The organism is Sphaerimonospora mesophila (assembly GCF_001417795.1).
Classification (GTDB): domain Bacteria; phylum Actinomycetota; class Actinomycetes; order Streptosporangiales; family Streptosporangiaceae; genus Sphaerimonospora; species Sphaerimonospora mesophila.
In genome coordinates, this window is record NZ_BCBX01000032.1 from 96,296 (window position 1) to 108,713 (window position 12,418).

Below are 12,418 nucleotides of genomic sequence, written 5' to 3' on the forward strand. Positions count from 1 at the left end.
AGGAGCGCATCGTGAGTTTGCAGGACAAGCCCGCGGCGGGCGAGCACCCGGGCATCCGCCCGGACAGCAGGCTGACCCCGGAGCTGGCGACCGCCTACGAGTCCACCGGCCAGTGGAACTCACAGACGCTGACTTCCCTGCTCACCGACGCGGCTGCCGCACACCCCGACCTGACCGCGGCGGTTGACTCCGCCGGACCGGGTGGAAGTCGTCGCGCGATGACCTACGCCGAGCTCGACGCCTACGTCACCGATCTCGCCGTGGGTCTGCGTGCACGCGGAGTTACCGAGGGCGACTCCGTCGTGGTCATGCTGCCGAACTGCATCGAGTTCGCCGCACTCATCTTCGCCATCAACCGCGCCGGCGCTGTCTACACCGGTATCCCCGTCGCCTACGGCACCAAGGAGGTCGGGCACATCCTGGCCTCGACAGGCGCGAAGGTGGTGGTGACGCAGGAGCGGGTCGCCAGCGCCACCCCGCTGGCGGTCGTGCGCGCCTCGCGTGGAGAGGCGGCGCCGCTGATCGTCGTGCGTGGGGACTCGGGCCGGGTTGACGGCGAGATCGCGCTCGGGGACCTGGCCGAACCGTCCGCCGCCGCCGACGTGCACCTTCCCGCGGTGGACCCTCGCGCCTTGTGCCACATCGGATTCACCTCCGGCACGACGGGCGCGCCCAAGGGCGTCATGAACACCAACCAGACCCTGATCGCGGTGCTTCGGAACTGGTTGGCCTACTTCGGAGCGGAGAACCTCGGCTCCCCGATCGTCAACGCCGTGGTCTCACCGGTCGGTCACCACAGCGGCTTCCTGTGGGGAGTCCTGATGACCGCATACCTCAGGGGGACGGCCGCCTACCTCGAGAAGTGGAGCCCGCCGGCGGCTGCGGCCTTCCTGCGTGAGGAACGGGCCACGGTGTTCTTCGGCGCACCGACGTTCCTCCAGGACCTGCTCGCCACCGACCTCGTCGGCGACCCTCGCTGCGCGCTGCGTGCCGTCATCACGACGGGATCGCCGGTCCCGCGTGCGCTCCCCAGCGCCGGTCGCGATGCCTTCGGCTGCTGGGTGGGCTCCGCCTGGGGAATGACGGAGATCGGCATCGGAGTCTCCTGCCGACCCGGTATGTCTGAGCTCGAGCTCGCCAGCGACGGCCGGGCGGTGCCCGGCGTCGAAGTCCGTGTCGTGGGGGAGGACGGCCGGCCTGTGGGCGCCGACACGCCGGGACGGATGCAGGTTCGCAGCGCGGGACTCTTCTTGGGTTATGAGGGGCTGCCCGATCGAACCGGCCAGGAGATCGATGCCGAGGGCTGGTTCGACACCGGCGACACCGCCCGCGTCGACGAGAACCAGTTGGTCTACCTGGAGGGGCGCAGCAAGGACATCATCATCCGCGGCGGGGAGAACATCCCCGTGGTCGCCGTGGAAAGCGTGCTCTACACCCATCCTGATGTCGTCGATGTCGCCGTCGTCGGAGTTCCCGACGAGCGTCTCGGTGAGCGGGCCTGCGCCGTGGTGGTATCCAGCAATGATGATCTGGACCTCGCCGATCTCACCCGGCACCTCCTCGACAACGGCGTGTCCAAGCACTTCCTGCCGGAGCGCCTGGTGCTGGTGCCGAGCCTGCCCAAGACGCCCAGCGGGAAGATCCGTAAAGTCGAACTCCGCGAGCGGTTGACGTCGACGGAGACGGCGGCCCTGTGACAGGGACCTGGGACCCGGCTCCGGTGCTCGCCCGGCTTGCCGCGCTGCAGGGGCGGCGTGGACTGTGGCGGACCCACGAAGTCATCGCGCCGGCCGACGCGATCGGTCACGCTCGGCTCAGCGGCGTACGGGCCGAGCGGCCCGATGTGAACGACCCCGGCGGGAAAGGCTTCATGGACACCCAGGACGTGCCGCCCAGCCTGGCCGCAGCCCTCACGATGCGCGCCGTACTCGGCGTCCTGCGCGATCGCCGCCTCGACCTGCCGTTCGACCACAATGTCCATGCGGCGCAATCCCTCGCATGGCACGCGCCCATCACCGTAGGCGCCTCGATCGAGACCCGAGCCTGGATCGGCCGCATCAAGGAAGGCGCACGCGCCCTTTTCTTCGATGTGGAGACCGAATCGATCACCGAAGACGGCCGGATATGCCTACGCGGCACCAGCACCCAGGCTCTGCGTCATGGGTGAGGTCCCGGTGCCCGCCCCTCTCGTGTGGGAGCCGACGGCCGGCGTGCCCCGCGATTACGCGCAGGTCTCGGGGGACCGCAGTGCCGTGCACCTCGATGAGGCAGTGGCAAGCCGCGTCGGCCTGCCCGGCGTGATTCTCCACGGCATGTACGTCTACGGATACCTGGCCACATATCTCGGGCGCCACGCGGTCGACCATGGAGGTCGCCTCGTCTCACTCGAATGCCGATTCCAGGCGCCGATGCTCCCGGGAGTGCCCATCGAGGTGCGATTCGAGCGCGGCGACGACCAGGAGTCTGTGCGGGTCGAGGCCCGCCAGTGGGACAGCTCGGTCCTGTCCGGGGTCGCCGTTCTGACGCCGGCCGAGTCGCACGCCGCATCCTGAGCTCGGTGAGGCAGACGGAGTTGACCAATCAGCAAATGTCCAACATTATTACGGGGTGACTTCCTTGGACACTAGCCACGGATCTGCGGTCGAGCCGTCGGGACCTCTTGCCGGCATACGCGTGGTCGATATGACCACCTCGTATGCCGGCCCCACGGCCGCGATGTACCTCGCTGACCTCGGAGCCACAGTGATCAAGGTGGAGCGCCCCGGCAGCGGGGACGATGCCCGGTCCTGGGGCCCACCGTTCGTCGAGGGAGCGTCGGCGTGGTTCGCCTCCGCCAATCGCAACAAGCGGTCGATCGTCCTCAACCTCAGCGCGCCCGAGGGGCGCGAGGCGCTTCTGCGGCTGCTCGACACCGCTGACGTCTTCCTGCAGAACATGAACCCCGCCAAGCTCAACCGCATCGGAATCGACGGCGAGACCCTCCGGCGCCGCAATCCGCGACTGGTGTACTGCGCCATGTCCGGATTCGGCCTCACCGGTCCCGACAGCGACCTGCCCGGTTATGACCTCGTCGCCCAGGCCCGGTCCGGACTGATGTCCGTCACCGGGGAGAAAGGCGGGGCCCCCCAGCGAGTCTCGACCGCGCTGTCCGACGTGGCGACGGGGATGGCCGCGGCGATCGCCGTCAACGCGGCGCTGGTCCGTCAGTTCCGCACCGGAGAGGGCGACGTCATCGACGTGTCCTTGCTCGACACCGACCTCGCCTTGATGGCGCCGCGTGTCGCCGCTTACTGCGCGGGCGAGCCGGAGCCGGCGCCCAGCGGCGGCACCGATTCGGTCCTGGCCGTGTATCAGCCGTTCGAGGCCGAAGACCGAACAATCGTGATCGCCATCGGCAACGACTCCATGTGGCAGCGGTTCTGCGCCGCGATCCGGCTTCCTGAGCTAGGCGCGGACCCGGAACTTTCGGACAACGCCGGCCGCCGTGCCAACCGCTCGCGAATCACCGAGCAGGTGGCACGGCGACTCGCCACGAAACCCGCAGCGGAGTGGCTCCGGCTTCTCGCCGACGTCGAGGTGCCCGCCGCCTTGGTGCAGCCCCTCTCTGAGGTCACCAAGGACCCCCAGGTCGTGGCGCGTGGTGCGATCCTTCCTGTCCCCGGGTTTCACGGCGACCTCGTGAGCGTTCGCAGTCCGTTCCGCCTGGCCTCGCAGGAGTCACCGCGCAACGAGCGGTTCCCCGCCCTGGGGGCGGACACCCGGGCGACCTTGCTGGATCTGGGGTACACGGAGGAGCAGATCGATGAGCTGGCGACAGCGGGCGTCGTCGGTCTGGCGGCAGCGGAGATCGCATCATGACCGCACCTGAGACCGTCATCGTCGAGCGAGCCGGCTCGGTCACGACCGTGACGATCAACCGGCCCGAGGCGTACAACGCGCTCAACGCCGAGGTCCTTCGCCGGCTGCACGCCGCGGTCCTCGACGCCGAGGCCGACCCCGCGATCCGCGCCGTCGTCGTCACCGGAAGCGGCGAGAAGGCATTTTGTGCCGGTGCCGATCTCAAGGAACTCGCCGGCATGAGCGCGGACCGCGCCCACGAGACGCTCCGCACCGGACAGCGGGTCCTGCGGGACATCGAGCGGGCGGCTGTGCCCGTGATCGCAGCGGTCAACGGCGTCGCACTCGGCGGCGGCTTCGAGCTCGTGCTCGCCTCGACGTTCTCCGTGGTGTCGACCCAGGCATCCCTCGGGCTGCCCGAGTCCGGACTCGGGTTGATCCCCGGCTACGGCGGAACCCAGCGCCTGCCCCGTGCGGTCGGCGCCCCCACCGCCGCGTATCTCATGCTCACCGGAGCGCGGCTGGACGCACAGCGCGCCCACCGGCTGGGGCTCACCCCGGTACCGCCTGTCGCCCCCGCCGACCTGATGACCACCGCGTCGGCACTGGCGGAGAAGATCGCCGCTCAGGGACCGGTCGCCGTCCGCTCCATCCTCACCGCCGTGGAGGGCGGCCGAGACGCCGCGCTCGATGCCGGACTCCAGTTGGAGACCGGCCTGGCGGCACTCGCCGTGGCGGGCGCCGAGTCCGACGAGGGGATCGCCGCATTCCTCGAACGACGACCGGCTCGGTTCGCCGATCCCGCACCCGTACCCGAGGAGCCCGCATGAGCGTGGAACGACTCGGCATCGACAGCGACCCGAAGGCCTACCTGGCCCTCCACGGGCTGCTCGACGAGCCCGTCGTCGACGCGGGACTGAGCCGTAGGGAGTTGGAGGTGCGCGCCCTCACACGAGATGTCGTCTCCCGTGAGGTGGCACCGCGAGCGTACGACATCGACCGCACGCACGCCTTCGTCCACGACGGCGTGCAAGCGCTGGCACAGGCCGGCCTGATGGGTCTGATCTTCCCGCAGAGCCTGGGCGGAACCGGAGACACCAACGTCGCCTACGCGATCGCCATGGAGGAGATCACCACCGGCTGCGCCGCCACATCGCTGGTGTTCATGACGCAGACGCATGCGGCGTACCCCATCATGATCGCCGGAAGCGATGACCTGGCACAGCGGTACATTCCCGGCCTGCTCGACGGATCGGTGTACGGGTCGTTGGGCATCACCGAACCGAATGCCGGCAGCGACGTGTCCAGCCTGCGCACCACCGCCCAACCCACGGAGGACGGCTACCGGCTCAGCGGGTCCAAGACCTTCATCACCACCGGTGACAGGGCCGGCGTCATCGTCTGCTTCGCGACCACCGACAAGACCCTCGGTCGCGGTGGTGTCAGCGCTTTCGTCGTCGACGGCGGTTGGGACGGCGTCCGCGCGGGCCGGCCGTTCGACAAGATGGGCATGCACGGCTCCAGCACCACTGAGCTCTTCTTCGACGACGTGCGCGTGCCGGCCGACCACCGCCTGGGTGAGGAAGGCGAAGGCTGGCGCGTGGTCATGAGTTCGGTCGTGAAGTCGCGGATCAGCGCAGCAGCGCAGGGTGTCGGGTTGGCCCGAGCGGCCTACGCGCGGACTCTGGCCGCCTTGACCCGGATGCACGGGACGCGCCTACCGGACGAGCACATCTTCGCGCTGGCCGACCTACGCGGCCGCATCCTGCAAGGGAGGCTGCTCCTGCACGCGGTGGCCCGACAGGTGGATGCCGTCGGCGAGGTCTCGACGGGGCAGATCGGGATGATGAAGCAGTCGTGCACCGACCTGGGCTTCGCCGCGGCGGTCGAGGCCACCCGAATCTTGGGTCCCTACGGTGACCTCGCGGTCCTGGGCGTCGAGCGCTGCCTGCGCGACGCCAAGGTGACCCAAATCTACGACGGCACGAACGAGATCCAGCGGATTCTGATCGGCCGAGAGATCACCCGCGCGATGGAGGACTGGCATTGACCAACCTGCACGGCAAAGTCGCGATCGTCACGGGGGCCGGCCGCGGGCTCGGCCGGTCCATGGCGGCAGGGCTCGTCGACGCCGGAGCCTCGGTGACGGTCGCGGCGCGCACCGCTTCGGAGCTCGACGCGTTCGTCGAGGAAGCCAGAGCGGCCGGCGGTCAGGCCCTCGCATGCCCGACGGACATCACCGACGAGGCGGCGGTGGAGCGTATGGTCGCGGCGACCGTGGAGACCTTCGGGCGCGTCGACGTGCTCGTCAACAACTCCGGGATCGTCGCCTCCACGCCGCTGCTCGATCAGTCGGCCGCCGAGTGGGACCGCGTTCTGGCGACCAATCTGCGCGGCACTTTCCTCGCCACGCGGGCGGCCGGCCGCCACATGGTGGCCCAGGGGGCGGGCAAGGTCATCAACATCGCCTCCAACTTCGCGATCCAAGGCGTCGCCGATCATGCGGCCTACTCAGCCTCCAAGGCGGCCGTCATCGGGTTCACCCGCTCGATGGCGGTGGAGTGGGCGCGCTCGGGAGTGCAGGTCAACGCGATCGCGCCAGGGTACTTCGCCACCCCGCTCAACGCCGAGATGCGAAGGGACGCCGATGTCATGGCGAAGGTCGTGCGCGCCATCCCGGCACGTCGCATGGGGGAGCCCGAGGAGCTCAAGCCGTGGCTGCTGCTGCTGGCCGGCAGCGCCTCGGACTTCATGACAGGAGAGGTCATCGTCATCGACGGCGGCCAGACCGTCCGATGACCACGCCGATCCACAGCAAGGAGACCACGTGAGCAACGAGAGCAAGACCGTCGCCGTGCTCGGTGCCGGCACCATGGGCTCCGGCATAGCCACCGTGATGGCGCGAGCCGGTCACCGGACCATCCTCTTCGACGTCAACGAGAACAATCTCAAGCGCGGCATCGAAACAGTGCACGGCTTCTTCGACAAGAGCGTCCGACTCGGCAAGCTGGACGCGACGGCCGGGCAGGCGGCCAAGGACGCTCTCGTGGGCAGCACCGACCTCACCGATCTCGCGCCCTGCGACGTGGTGGTCGAGGCGGTCTTCGAAGACCTGCAGTTGAAGAAGGACATGTTCGGCCGCCTCGACGAGATCGTGTCGAGCTCGACGCTGTTCCACACCAACACCTCGACGCTGTCGGTCACCGGCATCGCGTCCGGGTCGCGCCTGCCGGAACGGGTCGTCGGCACGCACTACTGCAACCCGGCGCCGCTGATGAAACTCGTGGAGGTGGCCGATGGACGACACACCGCCGGCTGGGCGCACAAGGCGACCGAGGAGTTCCTCGGCTCCCTCGGCAAGGTATGCGTCGTCACCAAGGACCGTCCGGGGTTCATCGTCAACCGGTTCCTGATCCCGTGGGAGAACTCGTGCATCCGCGCGCTTGAGGCCGGCGTGGCCACCAAGGAAGACATAGACACCGCGGTGATCGGTGCCGTCGGCCACCCCATGGGGCCGTTCCGGCTGCTGGACATCGTCGGTCTCGACATCCACCAGCAGGTCGCGACGCGGCTGTACGAACAACTGCGCGACCCGCGTTTCTTCCCGCCGCCCATGGTCGAGCGGATGGTCGCAGCCGGCGACCTCGGCCGCAAGACCGGTCGCGGCTTCTACGAGTACGAGAACACCCGGCTCTTCGGATCCTGAAGGAGGCAGACGATGAATCAGTTCCGCAGGATCGGAGTGGTCGGTCTGGGAACCATGGGCAGCGGCATCGCCCAGGTGTTCGCCGTGTCCGGCCGCGACGTCATCGCCGTGGAGGCCGACCGGGCCCGAGCCGAAGCGGGCATCGCCGCCGTCGGCGCCTTCCTCGACGGCGGCGTGGCCCGCGGCAAGGTGAGCGACGACGAGAAGAAGGCGGCACTTGCCCGCGTCACCGCCAGCACGTCGCTGAGCGACCTGGCCGACGTCGACCTCGTCATCGAGTCGGTGACCGAGAACCTGGAGGTCAAGCGCGAGGTACTCGCCGGCGTCGCCGCCGCCGTCGGCGACGAGACTCCGATCGTCACCAACACCTCCGCGCTGTCGGTGACCGCACTCGCTGCCTCCCTGCCCGACCCCACGCGTGTCGCCGGGCTGCACTTCTTCAACCCGGCACCGGTGATGCGCACCGTCGAGGTGGTTCGCGCCCTGCAGACGAGCCAAGACCTCGTCGACCGGCTCGTCACGCTCGTGAGCGGCTTGGACGGCAAGGAGCCGATCGTCGTGGACGACCGCCCAGGGTTTCTGATCAACGCGCTGCTGCTTCCGTACCTCAACGACGTCATCCAGGAGTACGACGACGGACTCGCCACCGCCGAGGACATCGACCTGGCGCTCAAGCTGGGGCTCGGGTACAAGTCCGGCCCGCTCGAGATGCTCGACATGATCGGTCTGGACGTGCACCTGAACGCCACCGAGAGCGCGTACGCCGCCACTTCGGACAACCGCTACGCACCACCCCCGCTGCTGCGGAGGATGGTCGCCGCCGGCCACCTCGGCACCAAGAACGGCAAAGGTTTCCGCACCGAGGAGAAGAGCACTCGATGACCGCACCGAACTACGACGACATCCTCATCGACCGCGACGGCCCGGTTCTCACGCTCACGATCAACCGGCCGGACGCGGGGAACAAGCTTCGTCACCAGACCTGTCTCGAGCTGTTCGACGCGCTCCAGCGATTCCGCCTCGACCCCGGCCTACGCGCCGCGGTCCTCACCGGGGCAGGAGAGAAGTTCTTCTGCATCGGAGGCGAGCACGATCCGATCACGTCGCTGGACCAGTCGCAGGTCCTGCCGATCGTCGATGTCTATCAGGCGATCGACACCATCCCCAAGCCGGTGGTGGCCGCCGTGAACGGGTTCGCGGTCGGCGGTGGCAACGTGCTCCACACGGTGTGCGACCTCACGATCGCCTCGGAGAACGCTGTCTTCCGGCAGGTCGGGCCCATGGTGGGCAGCTTCGACGCCGGTTACGGGTCCTGGTACCTGGAGGACACCATCGGCCGCAAGCGCGCCAAGGAGATGTGGTACCTCAACCGGAAGTACACCGCCGCGCAGGCACTGGCGATGGGCCTGGTCAACGAGGTCGTGCCCGTCAACGAATTCCGTGACCGGGTCGCCGCGGTGATGCGCGAAATCACCTCCCGCAGTCCGATGGCCATCGCCGGTCTGAAGGCCGCCTTCTCGGCTCGCCACAACGGCGTTTCCGGCCAGGCGCGGATGGCCCATGACCAGCAGTTGACTCTCTACCTGCAGACCCGCGAGGCCCACGAGCTCAGTGACTCGTTCCGCGAGCGTCGCGAACCGGCAACCGAAAGCTTCTGGTCGTGAGCTGGCTCGGCCCCGCCCTAGATGAGGAGCAGCGAGATCTGGCGGCCATGCTGGACGTCTTCGCCCTCGATCGCGACGTGGTGTTGTCCGACGATGCCGACATCGTCAGCGGGCTCGCGACCGAGCTCGCCGGTCTGGGCATCTGGACCATCGGTACCGACGAGCGGTACGGCGGCGGCGGAGCCGACCGCGTCACCACCGCTGTGGCGATGGAGCGGCTGGGACGTGCTTGGCCCGCCCTCGGCTGGGCGGCCACCCAGGCACACGCCGCGGTCGACGTCCTGGGCGGCGACGACCGATTCTCCGACCTGGTCGCCGCTGTGCACACCGCCGCCGCGGCGATCGCCGTCGTGGACACGGCGTCGCGGCAGGTGCGACTGGTCGGCTCCGGCGAGGCGCTCAACGGTTCGGTGGACCGGATCGACCCGGCCGCGGAAGCCCCCTACCTGCTGCTGCTGCGCGACGACGACACCGCGGTGTTGGTCGGGCCGGAGGCGATGACGACCCGACCGCTGGACCGGATGGGGCTGGACGGCGCACTGACTCGATCGGTGCGGTTCGCGGAAACCGTGTCACCGGATACGGTCCATCGATTGAACGATGTCGACGTGGCCGCGGCACGGACACGACTGCGCCGAGGCGCCGCGGCGGTCGCCGCCGGAATCGCCGGGGCCGCTGCCGACGCCGCGGCCGCCTACGCCGCCGGCCGCCACCAGTTCGGCGGCCCCCTCACCGCCTTGCCGACCGTGCGGCAGTCGCTGCTCGACCAGGCGACGCGGACCGCCGTAGCGCTGGCGGCCGCGCTCGCCGTGGATGAGGACTCGGTGCAGACGTCGGCCGCGATGCGTCACGCCTGCGACGCCGCGATCGAGGTGGCCGCCGCGGCTCTGCAGTCTCATGGCGGCTACGGCTACCTGACCGAGTATCCCGCTGAACGGTACCTGCGAGACGCGGTCTCGCTTCGCGCGGCGACGGACACCCAGGCAGCAGCCGCCCTCACCGCCCGAACCCTCGTCGGCTCGGGTCCGCCCCGTGAGGGCGAGGCGTCATGACCGGCTCGCAGCCGCGGCTCCCCCTGCACGGCGTGAAGGTCCTGGACCTCTCCACCCTGCTGCCCGGGCCCCTCGCGACCTTGATGCTGGCCGATGCGGGCGCCGACGTCGTCAAGCTCGAACGGCCGGGCCGCGGGGACGAGATGCGCACCTATGAGCCGCGCTTCGGCGAGGCGAGTGCGAACTATGCGGTGCTCAACCGTGGGAAGCGGGCCTATGCCGTCGACTTCAAGGACCCCGTCCAGCGGGACCGCGTACTCGAAATAGCCGCCGAGGCCGACGTCGTGCTCGAACAGTTCCGGCCGGGAGTCGCCGACCGGCTCGGCTTGGGATATCAGCACGTGCGCGCCGTCAACCCCGACGTCATCTACTGCTCCATCAGCGGCTACGGGCCGACGGGCCCTCGGGCCGCTCGCGCCGGCCACGACCTGAACTATCTCGCCGAGTCCGCCCTGCTAGGGGTGGTCACCGACAGCACGGGCTCACCCAGCCTGCCCGTGACCGTGCTCGCCGACATCGCCGGCGGCACCTATCCCGCGGTCGTCAACATCCTGCTGGCCCTGCGGCAGCGAGACATGACCGGTGACTCGGTCCACCTGCAGGTCTCGATCACCCACAACCTGCAGGTTCTCGCGTACGGCTACTTCGCCACCCATCAAGCCGGCGGAGGCTGGCCTCGCCCCGGCGCAGAGCTCCTGACCGGTGGCAGCCCGCGCTATCACGTGTACGAGACCGCGGACGGCCGTCATGTCGCCTGTGCGGCGTTGGAGCAGAAGTTCTGGGACCGGCTGGTCGAGCTGGTGGAACTCGACCCGAAGCTCCGCGACGACCACGGCCAGGAGCAGGCCGTGATCAGGGCACTGGCCGAACGGTTCGCTTCCGAGCCCGCCGATCACTGGCGGTCCGTACTCGACGGCGAGGACGTGTGCACCGTCGTCGTCGCGACGTGGGACGAGGCGGTTCAGGCGAACCTCGTCGACATCGACGCGCCCGAGCGCGTGTCCGCACCTGGAACGCAGGACTCGTTCGGAACCCTCCCCAGCCCCATCTCGCCGACGTTACGTCGAGGTCCCGGCACGGTGCCGTACCCCGCACTCGTCGATCTGGGCGACGAATCGCCCTGGTCCTGACGCCCGATCAACCGAAGGAGCCACCCATGCGTGCTGCACTCGTCAAGGAGTTCGGCCCTCCCTCCAGCCTCGTCGTCGAAGATGTGCCCGACCTGGTGCCTGGCCCCGGCGAGGTCGTGATCGAGGTCGGCGCGGTCAGCGTCAACTTCCCCGACATTCTCGTCGTCGAGGGCACGTACCAGAACCTTCCGGAGCGGCCGTTCAGTCCCGGCAAGGAGGCCGCCGGACGGGTGAAGGCGGTCGGGGAGGGCGTCGAGCGGGTCCGGGTCGGTCAGCGTGTCCTGGCGCTGGTCGAGTTCGGCGGCTACGCCGAGCAGCTGCGCGTCCCCGAGGAACTGGTCATGGAGTTGCCCGACGCCATGTCCTACGAGTCGGCGGCCGCCGCCGGCCTGGTGTACTCCACCGCTTACTTCGGGCTGCTGCGCCGCGGCCAGATGAAGCCGGGGGAGACCGTGCTGGTCACCGGCGCGGGAGGAGGCGTCGGCTCTGCGGGAGTCCAGCTCGCCAAGGTGTACGGCGCGCGGGTGATCGCGCTGGCTCAGGATGCCGCGAAGGCGGAGCTGGCCCGTCGGCAGGGTGCGGACGTCGTGCTCACCTCCACCCCGGAAACGCTGCGTGATGACCTGCTGGCCGCCACCGACGGCAAGGGCGTCGACGTGGTCCTCGAAATGCTCGGCGGTGACTTCCTCACCCAGGCCATCCGAGCGACCGCCTGGGAAGGCCGCATCGTCATCGTCGGATTCGCCTCCGGCGGCCAGAACCCCATCAAGCCGGGGCATGTCCTGGTCAAGAGCATCAGCATCGTAGGACTCCAAAGCAGCGACTACCGCGATCGGATGCCGGAGCTGATGCGCTCGGTCATGGCCGAGGTGTTCCAGCTGTTCGTCGAGGGGAAGGTCGACGCGGCGGTCGACACGACGTTCCCGCTCCACAAGGCCTCTGAAGCACTGCAGTACGTCAAGGACGGCCAGGTCAAAGGCAAGGTCGTACTGACGACGGGCCTGGGCTGAGCCTCATTCAGCGATCTAC

General features: G+C 69.0%; 13 protein-coding genes. All 13 read left to right on the forward strand.

Features of this window, described 5'->3' with window-relative positions; genetic code table 11:
* The first annotated feature begins 11 nt into the window (after nucleotides 1-11).
* The 13 genes from AP234_RS08085 to AP234_RS08145 are packed head-to-tail and all read left to right on the forward strand — an operon-like array spanning nucleotide 12 to nucleotide 12,399.
* Complete coding sequence (locus AP234_RS08085) at nucleotides 12-1,697, forward strand: AMP-binding protein (RefSeq protein WP_160330390.1); 1,686 nt, start codon at nucleotides 12-14, stop codon at nucleotides 1,695-1,697.
* 23 nt (nucleotides 1,698-1,720) lie between these two features.
* Nucleotides 1,721-2,167, forward strand: coding sequence for an FAS1-like dehydratase domain-containing protein (locus AP234_RS08090; protein WP_152990299.1), 447 nt, complete (start codon nucleotides 1,721-1,723; stop codon nucleotides 2,165-2,167).
* Nucleotides 2,160-2,552 (forward strand): MaoC/PaaZ C-terminal domain-containing protein, encoded by a 393-nt coding sequence (locus tag AP234_RS08095; RefSeq protein ID WP_055478969.1) that lies wholly within the window; start codon nucleotides 2,160-2,162, stop codon nucleotides 2,550-2,552. Before AP234_RS08090 ends, AP234_RS08095 begins: the two co-directional genes overlap by 8 nt.
* 55 nt (nucleotides 2,553-2,607) lie before the next feature.
* Entirely contained in the window at nucleotides 2,608-3,858 is a 1,251-nt protein-coding gene (locus tag AP234_RS08100; protein ID WP_268778024.1) for a CaiB/BaiF CoA transferase family protein, read from the forward strand.
* Complete coding sequence (locus AP234_RS08105; protein ID WP_055478971.1) at nucleotides 3,855-4,667, forward strand: enoyl-CoA hydratase-related protein; 813 nt, start codon at nucleotides 3,855-3,857, stop codon at nucleotides 4,665-4,667. Before AP234_RS08100 ends, AP234_RS08105 begins: the two co-directional genes overlap by 4 nt.
* Nucleotides 4,664-5,887, forward strand: a complete 1,224-nt coding sequence (locus AP234_RS08110) for an acyl-CoA dehydrogenase family protein (protein ID WP_055478972.1) — start codon at nucleotides 4,664-4,666, stop codon at nucleotides 5,885-5,887. The genes AP234_RS08105 and AP234_RS08110 overlap by 4 nt, the downstream gene beginning before the upstream one ends.
* On the forward strand, nucleotides 5,884-6,636 hold the full coding sequence (locus tag AP234_RS08115; RefSeq protein ID WP_055478973.1) for an SDR family NAD(P)-dependent oxidoreductase: 753 nt from the start codon (nucleotides 5,884-5,886) through the stop codon (nucleotides 6,634-6,636). Before AP234_RS08110 ends, AP234_RS08115 begins: the two co-directional genes overlap by 4 nt.
* A 28-nt stretch (nucleotides 6,637-6,664) precedes the next feature.
* Nucleotides 6,665-7,543: a 3-hydroxyacyl-CoA dehydrogenase family protein gene (locus tag AP234_RS08120; RefSeq protein WP_083501904.1), complete on the forward strand. Its 879-nt coding sequence runs from the start codon at nucleotides 6,665-6,667 to the stop codon at nucleotides 7,541-7,543.
* A 12-nt stretch (nucleotides 7,544-7,555) separates the two neighbouring features.
* On the forward strand, nucleotides 7,556-8,425 hold the full coding sequence (locus AP234_RS08125; RefSeq protein ID WP_055478974.1) for a 3-hydroxyacyl-CoA dehydrogenase NAD-binding domain-containing protein: 870 nt from the start codon (nucleotides 7,556-7,558) through the stop codon (nucleotides 8,423-8,425).
* Complete coding sequence (locus AP234_RS08130) at nucleotides 8,422-9,207, forward strand: enoyl-CoA hydratase-related protein (protein WP_055478975.1); 786 nt, start codon at nucleotides 8,422-8,424, stop codon at nucleotides 9,205-9,207. The genes AP234_RS08125 and AP234_RS08130 overlap by 4 nt, the downstream gene beginning before the upstream one ends.
* A complete protein-coding gene (locus AP234_RS08135; protein ID WP_055478976.1) occupies nucleotides 9,204-10,259 on the forward strand; it encodes an acyl-CoA dehydrogenase family protein in 1,056 nt (351 codons plus the stop codon). The genes AP234_RS08130 and AP234_RS08135 overlap by 4 nt, the downstream gene beginning before the upstream one ends.
* Nucleotides 10,256-11,389 (forward strand): CaiB/BaiF CoA transferase family protein, encoded by a 1,134-nt coding sequence (locus AP234_RS08140; RefSeq protein WP_055478977.1) that lies wholly within the window; start codon nucleotides 10,256-10,258, stop codon nucleotides 11,387-11,389. The genes AP234_RS08135 and AP234_RS08140 overlap by 4 nt, the downstream gene beginning before the upstream one ends.
* A gap of 26 nt (nucleotides 11,390-11,415) precedes the next feature.
* Complete coding sequence (locus AP234_RS08145; protein WP_055478978.1) at nucleotides 11,416-12,399, forward strand: NADPH:quinone oxidoreductase family protein; 984 nt, start codon at nucleotides 11,416-11,418, stop codon at nucleotides 12,397-12,399.
* The last annotated feature ends 19 nt before the right edge of the window (nucleotides 12,400-12,418 follow it).